This window comes from Roseibacterium elongatum DSM 19469 (assembly GCF_000590925.1).
GTDB classification, from domain to species: domain Bacteria; phylum Pseudomonadota; class Alphaproteobacteria; order Rhodobacterales; family Rhodobacteraceae; genus Roseibacterium; species Roseibacterium elongatum.
Genome location: NZ_CP004372.1, coordinates 1,822,108 through 1,836,808, shown reverse-complemented (window position 1 = coordinate 1,836,808; position 14,701 = coordinate 1,822,108). Strand labels below are relative to the sequence as shown.

21 protein-coding genes are annotated in these 14,701 nt (G+C 66.3%); 12 read left to right on the top strand and 9 right to left on the bottom strand.

All coding sequences use genetic code 11. The annotated features are described in order from the left end of the window. Positions 1-16 precede the first annotated feature (16 nt). The 4 genes from ROSELON_RS08990 to ROSELON_RS08975 form a co-directional block, all read right to left on the bottom strand. Positions 17-1,138: a hypothetical protein gene (locus ROSELON_RS08990; protein WP_156945913.1), complete on the bottom strand. Its 1,122-nt coding sequence runs from the start codon at positions 1,136-1,138 to the stop codon at positions 17-19. Positions 1,139-1,482: 344 nt separating this feature from the next. Next, positions 1,483-1,905 carry a hypothetical protein gene (locus tag ROSELON_RS08985; protein WP_156945912.1) on the bottom strand — a complete coding sequence of 141 codons (423 nt, stop codon included), beginning with the start codon at positions 1,903-1,905 and terminating at the stop codon, positions 1,483-1,485. A 116-nt stretch (positions 1,906-2,021) separates the two neighbouring features. Continuing rightward, positions 2,022-2,522, bottom strand: coding sequence for a transglycosylase SLT domain-containing protein (locus ROSELON_RS08980; RefSeq protein WP_025312076.1), 501 nt, complete (start codon positions 2,520-2,522; stop codon positions 2,022-2,024). A gap of 11 nt (positions 2,523-2,533) precedes the next feature. After that, a complete protein-coding gene (locus ROSELON_RS08975; protein WP_025312075.1) occupies positions 2,534-4,591 on the bottom strand; it encodes an AsmA family protein in 2,058 nt (685 codons plus the stop codon). 151 nt (positions 4,592-4,742) lie between these two features. Between ROSELON_RS08975 and rimO the strand changes: the two genes are divergently transcribed. Both rimO and cutA read left to right on the top strand, forming a co-directional pair. Then, positions 4,743-6,113 (top strand): 30S ribosomal protein S12 methylthiotransferase RimO, encoded by a 1,371-nt coding sequence (rimO, locus tag ROSELON_RS08970; RefSeq protein ID WP_025312074.1) that lies wholly within the window; start codon positions 4,743-4,745, stop codon positions 6,111-6,113. A gap of 55 nt (positions 6,114-6,168) precedes the next feature. Next, positions 6,169-6,513 carry a divalent-cation tolerance protein CutA gene (cutA, locus tag ROSELON_RS08965; RefSeq protein ID WP_025312073.1) on the top strand — a complete coding sequence of 115 codons (345 nt, stop codon included), beginning with the start codon at positions 6,169-6,171 and terminating at the stop codon, positions 6,511-6,513. Here the strand turns inward: cutA and ROSELON_RS17455 are convergent. The 3 genes from ROSELON_RS17455 to ROSELON_RS08950 all read right to left on the bottom strand — a co-directional run bounded on the left by ROSELON_RS17455 (position 6,498) and on the right by ROSELON_RS08950 (position 7,820). Next, positions 6,498-6,779, bottom strand: a complete 282-nt coding sequence (locus tag ROSELON_RS17455) for a DUF6455 family protein (protein WP_217520145.1) — start codon at positions 6,777-6,779, stop codon at positions 6,498-6,500. The two genes, cutA and ROSELON_RS17455, sit on opposite strands and share 16 nt — an antisense overlap. A 58-nt stretch (positions 6,780-6,837) precedes the next feature. After that, positions 6,838-7,092, bottom strand: coding sequence for a DUF6455 family protein (locus ROSELON_RS08955; protein ID WP_025312071.1), 255 nt, complete (start codon positions 7,090-7,092; stop codon positions 6,838-6,840). A 125-nt stretch (positions 7,093-7,217) separates the two neighbouring features. Then, positions 7,218-7,820 (bottom strand): M48 family metalloprotease, encoded by a 603-nt coding sequence (locus ROSELON_RS08950; protein WP_245605314.1) that lies wholly within the window; start codon positions 7,818-7,820, stop codon positions 7,218-7,220. 208 nt (positions 7,821-8,028) lie between these two features. Here ROSELON_RS08950 and ROSELON_RS08945 point away from each other — a divergent pair, with 208 nt between their 5' ends. Both ROSELON_RS08945 and ROSELON_RS08940 read left to right on the top strand, forming a co-directional pair. Beyond that, positions 8,029-8,418 carry a thiol-disulfide oxidoreductase DCC family protein gene (locus tag ROSELON_RS08945; RefSeq protein WP_025312069.1) on the top strand — a complete coding sequence of 130 codons (390 nt, stop codon included), beginning with the start codon at positions 8,029-8,031 and terminating at the stop codon, positions 8,416-8,418. A gap of 9 nt (positions 8,419-8,427) precedes the next feature. Next, positions 8,428-8,664, top strand: a complete 237-nt coding sequence (locus ROSELON_RS08940; protein ID WP_025312068.1) for a hypothetical protein — start codon at positions 8,428-8,430, stop codon at positions 8,662-8,664. A gap of 21 nt (positions 8,665-8,685) precedes the next feature. On the opposite strand, the gene ROSELON_RS08935 is transcribed toward ROSELON_RS08940, so the two are convergent. Further along, positions 8,686-8,949 (bottom strand): DUF167 family protein, encoded by a 264-nt coding sequence (locus tag ROSELON_RS08935; protein WP_038650340.1) that lies wholly within the window; start codon positions 8,947-8,949, stop codon positions 8,686-8,688. 98 nt (positions 8,950-9,047) lie between these two features. Between ROSELON_RS08935 and ROSELON_RS08930 the strand changes: the two genes are divergently transcribed. The 4 genes from ROSELON_RS08930 to ROSELON_RS08915 all read left to right on the top strand — a co-directional run bounded on the left by ROSELON_RS08930 (position 9,048) and on the right by ROSELON_RS08915 (position 11,972). Continuing rightward, a complete protein-coding gene (locus ROSELON_RS08930) occupies positions 9,048-10,154 on the top strand; it encodes a class II histone deacetylase (protein WP_025312066.1) in 1,107 nt (368 codons plus the stop codon). An 87-nt stretch (positions 10,155-10,241) separates the two neighbouring features. Beyond that, entirely contained in the window at positions 10,242-10,946 is a 705-nt protein-coding gene (locus tag ROSELON_RS08925) for a CoA transferase subunit A (protein WP_025312065.1), read from the top strand. After that, positions 10,946-11,569 (top strand): 3-oxoacid CoA-transferase subunit B, encoded by a 624-nt coding sequence (locus ROSELON_RS08920; protein WP_025312064.1) that lies wholly within the window; start codon positions 10,946-10,948, stop codon positions 11,567-11,569. The genes ROSELON_RS08925 and ROSELON_RS08920 overlap by 1 nt, the downstream gene beginning before the upstream one ends. 13 nt (positions 11,570-11,582) lie before the next feature. Beyond that, positions 11,583-11,972 carry an acyl-CoA thioesterase gene (locus ROSELON_RS08915; protein ID WP_025312063.1) on the top strand — a complete coding sequence of 130 codons (390 nt, stop codon included), beginning with the start codon at positions 11,583-11,585 and terminating at the stop codon, positions 11,970-11,972. A 6-nt stretch (positions 11,973-11,978) separates the two neighbouring features. Here ROSELON_RS08915 and ROSELON_RS08910 read toward each other — a convergent pair whose 3' ends face one another. Further along, entirely contained in the window at positions 11,979-12,836 is an 858-nt protein-coding gene (locus ROSELON_RS08910) for a lytic transglycosylase domain-containing protein (protein WP_025312062.1), read from the bottom strand. A 295-nt stretch (positions 12,837-13,131) separates the two neighbouring features. On the opposite strand from ROSELON_RS08910, the gene ROSELON_RS08905 reads away from it, so the two are divergent. From ROSELON_RS08905 to ROSELON_RS08890, 4 genes are all read left to right on the top strand, one after another. After that, on the top strand, positions 13,132-13,359 hold the full coding sequence (locus ROSELON_RS08905; RefSeq protein WP_025312061.1) for a hypothetical protein: 228 nt from the start codon (positions 13,132-13,134) through the stop codon (positions 13,357-13,359). Positions 13,360-13,462: 103 nt separating this feature from the next. Next, entirely contained in the window at positions 13,463-13,690 is a 228-nt protein-coding gene (locus ROSELON_RS08900) for a hypothetical protein (protein WP_025312060.1), read from the top strand. Between the two features lie 101 nt (positions 13,691-13,791). Beyond that, entirely contained in the window at positions 13,792-14,019 is a 228-nt protein-coding gene (locus ROSELON_RS08895) for a hypothetical protein (RefSeq protein ID WP_025312059.1), read from the top strand. A 299-nt stretch (positions 14,020-14,318) separates the two neighbouring features. Continuing rightward, the gene (locus ROSELON_RS08890; RefSeq protein ID WP_025312058.1) at positions 14,319-14,564 is read left to right on the top strand and encodes a hypothetical protein; all 246 of its coding nucleotides are present in this window, start codon (positions 14,319-14,321) and stop codon (positions 14,562-14,564) included. Positions 14,565-14,701 lie beyond the last annotated feature (137 nt).

The window sequence follows — 14,701 nt, the reverse complement described above, 5'->3', positions numbered from 1 at the left end:
ACAGACACGGGCGGCGTCAGTCGCGCCGCCCGACAAGGCCGGTCAGCACCGCGGCCGCCAGCGCGGTGATGATCCAGCCCGCCCCCTGGAAAAACCAGCGCGAGTAGAAGGCGGCCTTGCCCAGCACCCCGCGTTCTGTGCTCGGGCGCCACGCCTCCTCCTGCCCCAGCGCGTCGAGCGGGATGAACAGGTCCAACCCGTAAAGCAGCGGCTGGAACGTCTCGTAATCCTGCGCCGTCGCGCTGCCCTCCTGCCAGATCTGCACCGGCATCCGAGCATCGCCCGCCTCATGCGCCGCCACCGCGCCCAGCCAATCGGCGGAGGTCAGCACGATATCGGAATTCGGCGCGAACTGCCCGGCCTCGTAGGTAAAATGCGCCAGACCCGAGGCCAGCAGGACCAGCACGATCGAGACCCCAAGCGCCCGCGCCGGGCGGTGACCATAGCCCGCAAGCAGCCAGAACAGGAAGTCGACAGGACGGCCAACCAGGGTCATAGCCCATCGCAGTATCTCCCTCGGGCTGTCATTCTGTTTCCAACGCCATTCCCGCATGGCGCGTCGCTGACGTTTTTCGCGGTCCACCAACACAAGTGCCGCCCCGGTGCGGTCGCCTTGCGCCCTAAGAATCGTGGCAAGCTGCACATGTGGCTGTGGGTCAAAGGCCGGGCCGACCTGTGTTTCCTGCCGCTTGGCCAGCCCCTCCTGCGCCCGCCCCAGCCACGCGATCCGCTCGGTCACCGACATCGACCCGTCGATCCGGTCATAGCGGAACCCGTGAAGGATCAGAGTGTCCACGCCCTCCCAACTTGCCCGGTCATCGCGCAACGACCCGACCCGCGCCTCGGTCAGGTCGATCTTCCGTCGCGCCCCGGTGACGTTTTTCCAGAAGAACCCATGGCCGATACGGGCCGCTTCAAGGCCGATCCCGTCCCCGATCTCGGCCCCAGTGACCACCAAGGCCCCAACCACGTCGGCTCGCGCGAAATCCACCTCCGCCGTCGCACGAAACCCGCCTTTCAGAAACACATCCGCCCCGATCCGCGCGGCATTGCACGTCAGCGCAAGGCCCTCCGTAGCCTCAAAGGTTCCGCCAACCGAGGCCAATTGCCCACCGATCTCGGCGCCGCGAAAATTCACCCCCGCCTTCGCTCGGAACCCGTTGCTCAGGGATACATTCGATCCAAGCCGCACGGCGTCGCAGTTCAGAGCCTGGCCCTTTTTAGCCTCGAAGGCCCCGCCATCGCATGCCAATTGCCCGCCGATCTCAGCGCCACCAAAATTCACTTCCGCCCTCGCCCGGAATTCTTTGATTAGGAAAACAGAAGCGCCGATCCGCGCGCCGTTGCAGTTCAGCGCCCGGCCTTCCGTTGCCTCGAAGGCTCCACCAGTGCAGGCCAAGTGACCGCCGATCCGCGCGCCGCCAAGGTCCACCCCCGCCCCTGCTTTGAACCCCTCGCGCAGATGCACATTGTCCCGCGTGGTCAGTTGTTGCAGGTCCAGCCCCTGCGGCGCGGCGCAGCCGGGCAGGAACAGCGCCCCGATACGCGCGGCATGAAGATTGGCGCGCTCCGGCAGGAGGCAATCTTGCAGCCATAGGCCAGCGGGCTCTGGCAGCTTTCAAGGTCCAGCACCCCGTCGATCCAGCCGCCCATGATCCGTACGCCGTTGGGGTGCGGGCGCGCGCCGCGCGGCCTGTCACAGCCGCCCAGCATCAGGTAGCGGATCAGCCCTGCGCGCACCCGTCGGTCTGGGTCGGAACAATCCGGCGGCAGGTCGGTCTTGCCCGGCAGCCCGGCCGGGGCACCTGTCTGGCAGCAGTCTAGCAGGCGGTGCTCCAGCGCGCTCCACGCCAGGTTACCTTTTACCTCGTCGATGCCGGGGCGGTACATCTCGATACTCGTCATACGCCCGATCATGGCCGCGCAGACGCATGGCGCAAGGGCTTTCGCCGCCCCGGCCCCGCTGCGCGGTGTATGTACGGGCTGTGTACAGGATGTGTACGGGCTGTGACGCCAAAAAATCAGCGGCAATGGCGGGCGATCTCGCGGTCGTTCAGGCCGGTTTCCACCAGCAGGCAGCGGTTGCGCGCCTCGTAGTAATAGCCGCGCGCATACCACATGACCGCCGCGTCGATATCGCCATCCGAGACCAGCCACGCCCCGCGCAAGTATCTGCCTGCAAAGGTCAAATTGACCTCCGGGTCGAGCAGTTCCTCGGGCGGCCCCCTGTGCCCCATCGTCCTGGCGGTCTGCGGCAGGATCTGCATCAGCCCCCAATAGGGCCCGTTGCGGGCATCGGCGCGGTAGTCGCTTTCGCGCTGGATGACGCGGTGCAGCAGCGCCTCGGGAATGTCGTGAACCTCAGCATATCGCCGCACCAACCGGCGCATTTCGGGCGTCTCGCCGGGATAGAGATCCGCCGTCATGCGGGCCTGCGTGGTCGCACGCGCGTCGGTGTCGCCGAAAAATCCGCCGCCACACCCGGCCAGGGCCACCACAAGCGCCAGCATCCCGGCGCGCATCAGAAAACCTGTCACTCTACCCCCTGTTCCACGGGCTCTTCGGCAGGTGCCCCGCCGAACAGGCGCAGCAACTGCTCGCCGATTTGCTCGTTGATCCGCTCCTCGACCTGCGCCTCGATTTCCGCGCGCCCGTCGCCCTCCTGGATATCGAGGCCGAGCGCCTCGTTCGCGCGGTTGCGCGCCTCTTCCTCCAGACGAGCCTGTTCCGCCTCGAGCCGTTCCTGCGCCTCTGCCTCGAGCAGGGCGCGCTGTTCCTCCAGTTCCTGCTGGGCGAGGTATTCCAGATCGGGGCGAATGCGCGGCCCCGACCATGGCCCCGAGATCAGAACCGGCACCTGCACGCCCGCCACCCCGGCCTCGTCGCGCAGCACACCGGGGATGACGCGATAATCCAGGGTCTGCGCCCCAAGATCGACGCGCCCCGCGCCGCGCACCTCGCCCCAGGGGGCATCCAGAAGCAGGTCATCGTTGTCCAGGATGCCGCCCGCGATGGTGAAATTCGCCTCGATGCGGTCATAGACCGTGCGCTGCCCCTCACCCTGATAGGAGGTGTCCAGATTGCGGATCACGCCGGCAAGGTCAAAGCCCCGGATCGCGCCGGCCCCAAAGGCGAGATCGCCCTGCCCCTCGAGCCCGTCCATGATCGCCGCAAGGTCGTTGCCCACGCCCAGAAATTCCAGGCTGGCGCTGCCGGACCCTTCAAGGCGGTCCCACTCCGCGAAATTCACGAGCAAGGGGTTCAACTGCACATTGGCCAGCAACAGATCCCCGCCGACCGACAGGCCGCCGCGTCCGTTGACGACGAACTGGCCGGCCAGTTGCCCGCCAAAGGCCGCGACCCGCGCAATGTCGAGCACCAGCCGCCCGCGTGTCAGCGTGGCGTTCAGCTCGACCGGTTCCAACATGGCGTGGCCCAGATCGAGCGCGCCCACGACAACCGACACCTCGGCATCCGCCGCGAAAAGGCCGCTCACGTCGATCGGATCGCGCGACCATCCCCCGTTGCCGCCGCCGGCATCGCCACGCGACGCCCCGCCACCGCCCGCCAGCCCCGCAAGCGCAAGCCGATCCGCCGCCAGCCTGCCACGGATCATCGGGCGGTCGTCGCCCGGCAGCATGTCGAGATTTGCCGCGATCTCGTTTTCGTCGAGCCGGATGCGCCCGTCGCGCAGATGGGCACTGCCCTCTTCGGTCACGGTGACCTGCCCCGAGGCCGCGATGCGATTGCGGCCAAGCCCCGCCGGCACATCCGGCGCCGCCACCCCGGCCAGGCCCAGAAGCGGCGCCATATCGGTGGCGTCCAGCGAAATCGCGCCGGCAAGCGCCGGGGTTGTCGCGACAACCCCCTCGAAACCGGCCGCGCCGCCCGGCCATTCAAGGGCAAGCGTGGCATTGCGCACCTGGCCGGCCAGCAAACCGGTCAACCCGTCCACCGTCGCCTCGACCGACAGCGCGGCCCCATTCACATCGGCGCTGGCCACCAGCGACGCGCGCGCCGCCCCCTGGGGCAGCGAGACTGTCGCGCTGAGATCCGAAACCGTGATGTCCTGGCCAGCCGCCTCGTCGATCCAGCGCACCCGCCCCTGCGTGATCGTCGCGCGATCGAAACCGATGGACGCCAAGCCACCGGATGCATCTGCGCCCTCGGCCATGGTCTGGCCCTCGGGCCCCTCTTCCGCACTGTCGGCGCCGAAATCCCAGCTGACCAGACCCGACGCATCGCGCATCAAGACGATGTCCGGGCCGATCAATTCAGCCTCTTCCAAGGTGATCCGGCCGGAGAACAGACTGTTCCAGGCCACCCCGACATGCAGGGCATCCGCCGCGATCAGGGGCCCGGCCGCGACCCAATCGGGGTTGCCGACGCGCACCCCTTCGGCGCGAATGCCCAGATGCGGCCAAAGCGTCGGCCGTACGGGGCCGGTGATCGCCACCTCGCGCCCCGTCGCGGTCGCAATACGGTCGGTCGCCACGCTGGCAATCCGCTCGGCGGGCAGGATGAACAGGGTCGCGGCCCCCAGCAGTGCCACGGCCATGATGCCCACGACGGCCCTGATGATCCAACGCATCTGCTCTGCCTGCCCTTTCCGTTTTGGCCACTTAGCCACAAACCGCGCCCATGTGCATCCTTATTGACGTGCCGGGCCGCGACCGGCGGCAGGCCGCCGCCGATCGCCTTGGCCCTTTCCGGACCGGCGCGAAGCCGCTATCTGGCAGGCCATGAGCACGAACCCGCCCGATCTGCGCCCCGACCTTGCGCCCCGCGCCCGCATCACCGAGGCCGCCCGACCCGGCCAGCCGACCATCGGCATGGTCAGCCTGGGCTGTCCCAAGGCGCTGGTGGACAGCGAACGCATCCTGACCCGGCTGCGGGCCGAGGGCTATGCGATCAGCCCCGACTATGCCGGCGCCGATGCGGTGATCGTGAACACCTGCGGGTTCCTCGACAGCGCCAAGGCCGAAAGCCTCGATGCCATTGGCGAAGCGCTGACCCAGAACGGTCGGGTCATCGTCACCGGCTGCCTGGGCGCCGAGCCCGATTATATCACCGGCGCGCATCCCAAGGTTTTGGCCGTCACCGGGCCGCACCAGTACGAGCAGGTGCTGGACGCCGTTCATGCCGCTGTCCCGCCAGACCCGAACCCTTTCGTCGATCTGCTGCCCGCCGCCGGTGTCAAGCTGACGCCGCGCCATTACAGCTACCTCAAGATTTCCGAGGGCTGCGATCACAAGTGCAAATTCTGCATCATCCCCGACATGCGCGGCCGCCTGTCCTCGCGCCCCATTGCGGCGGTAACGCGCGAGGGGGAAAAGCTGGTCGCCGCCGGGGTCAAGGAACTGCTGGTCATCAGCCAGGACACCTCGGCCTATGGCACCGATTGGAAGGGGCGCGACAGCAAGTTTCCGATCCTCGACCTTTCCACAGAGTTATCCAAGATGGGCGCTTGGGTCAGGCTGCATTATGTGTATCCCTATCCACATGTGCGCGACCTGATCCCGATCATGGCCGACCCGTCGAACGGGCTGCTGCCCTATCTCGATATTCCGTTTCAGCATGCCCATCCCGACACGCTGAAGCGCATGGCGCGGCCCGCCGCCGCCGCGCGCACGTTGGACGAGATCGCGGCCTGGCGGCGCGCCTGCCCGGACATCACCCTGCGGTCGACCTTCATCGTGGGCTACCCCGGCGAGACCGAGGCCGAGTTTCAGACCCTGCTGGACTGGATGGACGCGGCGCAGCTCGATCGGGTCGGCTGTTTCAAGTACGAAAACGTCGCCGGGGCGCGGTCGAATGCCCTGCCCGATCACGTGCCCGACGAGGTCAAGGACGACCGCTGGCACCGGTTCATGGAAAAGGCGCAGGCGATTTCCGAGGCGAAACTCGCTGCCAAGGTCGGACAGCGCATGACCGTTCTGGTGGACGAGATCGACGCAGACGGCGCGACATGCCGCCCCATGGCCGACGCCCCCGAAATCGACGGCAATCTCTTCATCGACGAGGGGCACGAGGGCCTTGCCCCCGGCGATCTGGTCGAGGTCGACGTGGACGAGGCCAGCGAATATGATCTGTGGGGCAGGCCCGTGCGCTGACGCGCCGCCGTTTCCCCCTGCCCCTGTCGTGCCATTGCAGAACGGACATACCCCGATGGACCGGACCGATGCGACGATGATCCACGTGACCACAACCTGTGCCGATATCGGGCAGGCGAGGCAGATCGCGCGCGCCCTGTTGCAGCCGCGGCTGGCCGCCTGCGTCACCATCACGCCCGGTGTGCTGAGCCTGTTTCACTGGCAAGGGCGCATCGAAGAAGACAGCGAGGTTACCCTCGTGGCCAAGACCCTGCCTGCGCATCGGGCGGCCGTCGTGGCCGCGATCGGGCAGGCGCATCCCTACGATCTGCCGGTCATCACCTGGGAAACCGTTGGCACCACGCCCGAAGCACAGGCCTGGTGCGCCGCCGAAACCGGCGGCGTTCAGGCGTCGGACTGACTGCCGATCACGGCGTCGAACATCTCGGCGTTCGGGCAGGCACGCGGCACCGTGGCCTCGCCGGCCGATTGCGTCTGCATCCAGCAATCACACCCGTCGGCCCAATTGCACCCGCGGCAGCGTTCGACCATGCCGGCCCAATCACCATGCGTGATCCGGCCCTCTTCCAGCGCCCGCTGCAGATCGGCGCCCGAGATATCGGCCATGCCGACAGCCAGCCAGTAATGCCGGCGTGTGTCGCCCAGTTTATGAGTTGTCCCGGTCATCATCGTATCAGGGTCCCTCCGATACCGGCCCGCGCCAGCGCACGCGGGCGACTGCGCCTCAGCGCTGCGCCAATTCGCGCAACGACCCGCGATTGCGGCAGTATCCCGGCGCCTCATCGGCACTGCCATTGCCCAGCAACCATTCCTTGCAGGCGGCAGGGTCGGTGCACCCGGTGCAGGCCATCAGCATGTCGGTGCGCCCCTCGGGCGTCAGGTCACCGCGCAATTCGGCCTCATCAAGGTCGGCCCCCAAACTGGTGGCCATCCGGTTCATCAGATCTTCGTGCCGGTCCAGCGTCTTCTTGCCTTGCATGACGCCCCCTCTGATAAGATTGGCGTGGAGAAGAAACAGGGCCATGGGCCGCGTTTTATCACCGCGCACCCTAGACGACACTTGCGGGGCCGCCTTGACGCAGATCAAGGCCGATTTCGGCGGATCTAGGGGGCTTGCAATTGGGCAAATGTGCGCTGCACGACCGCGGCCCGTTCGGCATTGGGGGGATGGGTGGCCAGAAACGCCACCCCCGGATCCGGCAGGCGCGAAAAGATCTGCGCCCCGGCGACCGGGTCGAACCCTGCGCGCCAAGCGATCAGCGTGCCGATCGCATCGGCCTCAAGCTCGGCGGCTTGCGAATAACGCCGCGTGCCGACGAAGGCACCCAGTTCCGCCGCCTCGATCACCGTGCGCCGGTCCGCACCCTGCGCGGCGGCGATCCCACCGAGAATGCGCGCCCCTTCGGCCGCGGATTGCGCCTGCCGGTCACGATGGCGCGCGATGTGGTGGCCCGCTTCGTGGCCGATCACGAATGCCAGTTCGTCCGGCCCTTCCATGCGCGCCAGCAGCGCGGCCGTCATCAGGATCAGGGGCTGCCCGGATCGGTCCGAGGTCTGGAATGCATTGGCGCCATTGCGGGGGTCGGTGTCGATCAGGATACGGAAATCGCAGATCTGGTCCGGGGTTTCGGCCCGACACAGCGCTTCGGCCACCGGCTCGACCGTCCGGGTCACCTCGACCACCCTCTGCGGCGAGAGCGTGGGCACCGGCGTCGGGCCGCCACCGGGCCCCGCCGACGGTGTCGGCGCCCCACATGCTGCAAGCAGCAGTGCGGACAGCAAGCCGACCCAAATGCGCAGAGCCTTCGCCAACATCATGCGATGGAAATTGGCCGCGCCCGGCGCCTCGTCCAGTGCCCTCACGCAGTTGTGGTCGCCATCGGCTGGGCAGGGCGCCGTCCGTGCCTAGCTATGCATGATGGAACCTGTGCATATCCTTTATAACGACCGCTGCCCGATCTGCCGGGCCGAGATTTCCCATTACCAGGCGCGCGCCAGCCGTGCCGAGGCCCCGCTTGTGTTCGACGATCTGAACACGACCGACCTGGCGGGATGGAAGCTGACCCCCGATCAGGCCAAGCGTCGGATGCACGCGCGTTTGCCGGATGGGCGCATCGTGTCCGGGGTGCCGGCCTTTGCCGAAATCTGGACGCGCCTGCCCGGCATGGGCTGGATGGCGCGCGCCGTGCGGCTACCGATCGTGCGCCCCCTTGCGGCCTTTGCTTACAACCGCATCGCGGCGCCGTGGCTCTATCGTCGCCACCTCAAACGCGAAGCGCTGGACGGCGAGACGTCCCAGCCCTAATCTGCCCCCATGTTCACGATCGAGCACGATTTCGACGCAACCGTTGTCACCCTTGTGGATGAGGGCGAAACCCCGCTGAACGAAGATGTGACCGTCACGGCCTTTGCCGAATGCGTCACCGTCGAACAATGGGACCCACGCACCGACAGGGTCGAAAAGGTCACCCTGTCCCTTGCGCAATTGCAGGATCTTGCGGCGGCGCTGGATCTGCCCGAAGGGGTCTATCGCCTCCGCCCCGAGCCCTGACGCGCGGTCCGTTACAGCTGCTCAATCCACGCGCACCACCTTGTCGCGGGCGTGGCCCCTGCGCAAGATGCTCAACCGCGCCCTGGGCACCCTCATGGCCTTGGCCAGCAGCCTGAGCGCTGCGGCCTTCGCCGCCCCCTTGTCGGGGGGCGCGATGACATGGACCGGCAGTCGGCCATCCGCGTCCCGCGCGATCCGATCGCGCGCGGCCTTGGGCGTCACGCGCAGCGCAATCTCGTGCCGATCCACAGCCAGACAGGCCAAATCGGACAAGTTGCATGCCATTTACCAACCTTTCCCCAAGCCCATGCACAGGGCGATGACACCCATTGCAGCCCCGATGGACGGGCGGCATAGTCCCGCAAACACCATCGGAGGGCCATATGCGCACAGGGTTTTTCTGGGACGAACGTTGTTTCTGGCACTCGGGTGGCAATTACAGCTTCCTTGTGCCGGTCGGCGGCTTGATGCAGCCCTCGGTCGCGGGCGGTTTGCCGGAAAACCCGGAAACGAAACGCCGGCTGAAGAACCTGATGGATGTTACCGGCCTGCTGGCCGAACTCGAGGTGCGCTCGGCCGCCCCTGTGACCGAGGCGGACCTGCTGCGCGTCCACCCGCACGACTATGTCGAGGCGTTCCGCGAGGCCGCGGCGGCGGGCGGCGGCGAGTTGGGCCTGCGCACACCGTTCGGCCCCGACGGGTTCGACACGGCCTGCCTGTCGGCTGGTCTGGCCAAGGCCGCCCTTTTTGCCACCCTGCGCGGCGAGATCGACAACGCCTATGCCCTGTCGCGCCCGCCGGGCCATCACTGCCTGCCGGATTTTCCGAACGGGTTCTGCCTGCTGGCCAATATCGCCATCGCGATCGAGGCCGCATTCGATGCGCGCATGGTGGACCGTGTCGCGGTGATCGACTGGGACGTGCATCATGGCAACGGGACCGAGGCGATTTTCTACGACCGCGACGACGTTCTGACGATTTCCCTGCATCAGGAACGCAATTACCCGGCCGATACCGGCGGGTTTGACGATCGCGGCACGGGGTCGGGCGACGGCGCCAACCTGAACATCCCGCTGCCGCCCGGCGGCGGGCATGTCTGCTACACCGAGGCGATGGCGCGGCTTGTGATCCCGCAACTGCACGCCTTTCAACCCGACGCCATCGTTGTTGCCTGCGGTTTCGATGCCTCGGCGGTCGATCCGCTGGCGCGCATGATGGCGGGATCTCACACCTTTCGCGCCCTGAACGAGATGACGATGGAGGCCGCGGCCGACCTGTGTGACGGGCGCCTCGTGCTGGTGCACGAAGGCGGCTATTCCGAGGCGCATGTCCCCTTTTGTGGCCATGCCGTGATCGAGGCGCTGTCGGGCAGCACCATCACCGCCGAAGACCCCTTGGCCGCGCGCATCAATCACCAACAGCCGGGCCCGCGTTTCGATGCCTTCTGCCGTCACCTGATCGCCGAAATGGAAGAGGCCCTGGCGCCGTGAGAGACGCCGCGGCGCGGCATCGCCGTTGACACCGGGCCGCGCCCGCGCGAGGGTGCGCGCGGTTTTCGAGAGGGGGAACAACGACCCATGAAAAAGGTTTACGGCTCAGCCGACGAGGCGCTGGATGGCCTCTTGCATGATGGCATGCTGATCGCCGCGGGGGGCTTTGGCCTGTGCGGCATTCCCGAGCTATTGATCGACGCGTTGGTCAAGTCCGGCGTCAAGGACCTGACCGTGGCATCGAACAACGCGGGTGTCGATGATTTCGGGCTCGGCAAGTTGCTGGCGACCCGGCAGATCAAGAAAATGATGTCGTCCTATGTGGGCGAGAACGCCGAGTTCATGCGCCAGTACCTGTCAGGCGAGCTTGAGCTGGAATTCAACCCGCAAGGCACCCTGGCCGAGCGGATGCGCGCCGGCGGCTGCGGCATCCCCGGTTTCTACACCAAGACGGGCGTGGGCACCGTCATCGCCGAGGGCAAGGACCACAAGGAGTTCGACGGCGAAACCTATATCATGGAAAAAGGCATCTTTGCCGATCTCGCCATCGTCAAGGCCTGGAAGGCCGACGAGACGGGCAATTGCATCTTCCGCAAGACGGCCCGCAACTTCAATCCGCCGGCGGCCATGTGCGGAAAGGTCTGCGTGATGGAAGTTGAGGAAATCGTGCCGGTTGGCAGCCTCGACCCCGACCACATCCATCTGCCCGGCATCTACGTCCATCGCCTGGTTCAGGGCGAGCACGAGAAACGGATCGAACAGCGCACGGTGCGCAAGCGGGAGGAAGCCTGATGCCCTGGGACCGCAACCAGATGGCCGCACGCGCGGCCGAGGAACTCGACGACGGGATGTATGTGAACCTCGGGATCGGCATCCCGACGCTGGTCGCCAACTATGTCGGCGACAAGGACATCACCCTGCAATCGGAAAACGGCATGCTGGGCATGGGGCCCTTCCCCTTCGAGGGCGAGGAAGATCCCGACCTGATCAATGCCGGCAAGCAGACGATCACCGAGTTGCGCCGCACGGCGTATTTCGACAGCGCCCAAAGCTTTGGCATGATCCGGGGCGGCAAGATCGCGGCGGCGATCCTGGGCGCGATGGAAGTGTCCGAAAAGGGCGATCTGGCCAACTGGATGATCCCCGGCAAGCTGGTCAAGGGCATGGGCGGCGCGATGGATCTGGTGGCCGGCGTGGGCCGCGTGATCGTCGTGATGGATCACACCAACAAGCATGGCGACAGCAAGGTCCTCAGGGAATGCACCCTGCCCCTGACGGGCAAGGGCGTGGTGGATCGGATCATCACCAATCTCGGCGTGCTGGATGTGACGCATAAGGGGCTTCACATCGTCGAATGCGCCGATGGCGTCAGCCGTGACGACATCCGCGCCGCCACCGAGGCCACGATTGTCTGAGCGCGCGCCCGGCATGCCCGAGCAGCCATCGGGCACCCTGACGATCCAGACCGTGCCGATGCCCGCCGATACCAACTCGGGCGGCGACGTGTTCGGGGGCTGGGTCGTCAGCCAGATGGACATCGCGGCCGGAACGACGGCGGCGCAGCGGGCCAGGGGCCGTTGCGCGACCGTCGCCATCGAGGCGCTGAGGTTTCACGCCCCCGTTCTGGTGGGGGACCTGTTTTCGGTCTATTCGCAGATCGTGAAGACCGGGCGCACCTCGATCACCATGCATATCGAGGCCTGGGTTCAACGCCAGCGCAGCGGCGAGCACCTGATGGTGACCGAGGGGGATTTCACCTTTGTCGCCATCTCCGATTCCGGCGTGACACGCCCCTTGCCCGCCGAAACGCCGGACTAAAGCCGGTCACTGCACCGCGAGCGGCTGAAACACACAGCCATCCGACACAAGCTCGGGCGGGGTGCGGCACAAATTGCGGGCCATCTCCCACGCGGCCAGCACGCGGGGCACATAGGTGCGCGTCTCGGCGTAGTCGGGCACCCCGCCCGCGCGCCGCACCGCCCCCTCGCCCGCGTTATAGGCGGCCAGCACCAGGATCGGGTCGCGGTCGAAAGTGCCCATCAACCAATCCAGATAAGCGATCCCGCCCGTGATGTTCTGAAGCGGGTCGAAGGCATCCACCACCCCGAAGCGCGTGGCCGTGTCCGGCATCAACTGCATCAAGCCCTGCGCGCCGGCAGGACTGGTCACCTGCGCCCGACCCGCGCTTTCGACGGCCATGACAGCCAGCGCAAGCGCCGGCGAGATCTGCGTGCCGATCGACGCGCGCAACAGGTCACGGCCATGGGTATCCGCCAGACGATGCAGATCGTTCAGCCGCGGCGTTCCCAATGTCGCCACTTCGGAGGCCGAAGCCAGATGGCGCCGGGCGGCCCAATATCGGGCCGGGTCGGCGGGCAGCTGCGGATCGACCACATCCCAGAACCATGCCGCGCCCATGGACCGGTCCGATGCGGCACCACCCGATGGCCCCGAGGGCGTTGCAGCCGCCACCTGTGACATCGGTTCAGGTCCGGGCGTCAGGAAATTGTCACCGGGACGGATCTGAACGGTGATGCGCGGGCCGGCATGCCCCGCCTCGGGCGCGGTGATCCGGCGAAATGTATCCTGCGCCTCGGGCGCTGCCGTCTGCGCAAGCATGATCGTGGGCCAGCCGATAACCCCCACGGTCAACAACGCCCGGAACATGGAAAACTTCGGCATCCGCCGGTCTGCACAAGAAGGCATGGGCCTGTCCATTTAGCTCGATCGGGCCTGTCGCCCTTGTTTTATTGACGTAGATGACCGCGCAGCGGCCCTTATGTCCAATTCTTTCTTCAGTGTTGACGCAGGGGCAGCCTCAAAACAACCCCGGAGAATTCTCGGAAAATTCTAACGAGTGCCCCAATCCCGCCCCGATCCGGGGGGATAAATCAACCCATCGAAGCGGTGAGGGCAGCACCCCAAACGTCCCGATCCAAAAGACAACGAACTTAATGAGCTACTGGAGACCGAACACATGAACGCTCTGATCAAGAACTTCGCCAAATCCGAATCCGGTGCCGTGACCGTCGACTGGGTCGTGCTGACCGCAGCCATCGTTGGCCTGGGCCTCGCCGTGATGGCCGTCGTCTCGGGCGGCATCAACGACCTGTCGGACGACATCAACGACGGTCTGGCTGGCATCGCGCTGGAAGACGAGTTCGGCGCCGACGACATGACGCTCGAGCTCGGCGCAGCCGACTGAGCCTGACACCTGACGCCCGCCGGGGGCGACCCCCGGTGGGCCCGGACCCCAATGACCTTGCAGGAGCGCCCCTGACCCTCCTGCGCATCGAAAGGAAAAGACCATGACCAACCTGTTCAAGAACTTCGCCAAGTCCGAATCCGGTGCCGTGACCGTCGACTGGGTCGTGCTGACCGCAGCCATCGTCGGCCTGGGCCTGGCCGTGATGGCCGTCGTCTCGGGCGGCATCAACGACCTGTCGGACGACATCAACGACGGTATGGCCGGCCTCGCGCTGGAAGACGAGTTCGGCGCCGACGACATGACGATCGAATTGGGCGCAGCAGACTGAGCCTGACACCTGACGCCCGCCGGGGTGCCCCCGGTGGGCCCGGACCCCAATGACCTTGCAGGAGCGCCCCTGACCCTCCTGCGCATCGAAAGGAAAAGACCATGACCAACCTGTTCAAGAACTTCGCCAAATCCGAATCCGGTGCCGTGACCGTCGACTGGGTCGTGCTGACCGCAGCCATCGTCGGCCTGGGCCTCGCCGTGATGGCCGTCGTCTCGGGCGGCATCAACGACCTGTCGGACGACATCAATGACGGCCTGGCCGGCATCGCGCTGGAAGACGAGTTCGGCGCCGACAACATGACCCTCGAGCTCGGCGCAGCCGACTGAACGGTTCATATTCCACGGGCGCCGTCAAACGCGCACACGTGATCTGACATTGCAGGGTCGCGGCCGGATGGTCGCGACCCTGTCGCCATTTGGATGGCTCCAGTTTTCGGAAAAGCCTGACCACTCGGCGTGGTGGCACCGTCGCTCTGCCACATTCCTGCCCTGCGATTTCGGTCAATCTGGCCCTGCGCTACCGGCGCCGGTGCAGAACGCACCCGGCCCGTTCGGATCGCGACACATCTCGCGGATGACGGCCGACTTCCAATCACATCGACATCTGATGAGCAGGAGTGCTGATAATGGCCTTTTCGCAGTTCAAAACCTTTCTTTCCGACGAGTCGGGCGCGGTCACGGTCGACTGGGTCGTGCTGACGGCCGCCATCGTGGGCCTGGGCCTGGCGGTCATGGCCGTCGTGTCGGGCGGGATCGAGGACCTGTCCTCGAACATCTCGGACGGGATGACCAACATGGAGCTTCAAGACCGCATGACCGACGGTGGCGGCCTCGAAACCTCGCTGGGGGGCGGTGAAACGACCGATCCGTAATCGCACCCCGTGCGCGTGCATCCCGCGGATTGGCGCCTTGCCACCGACGGATGCAGAGAAGCTGCGAATGGCGACCCTTGGGGTCCTTCTCCTGGGGTCGCCATTCAACATCCAGGGCGTGACCATTTTTTCGCCAG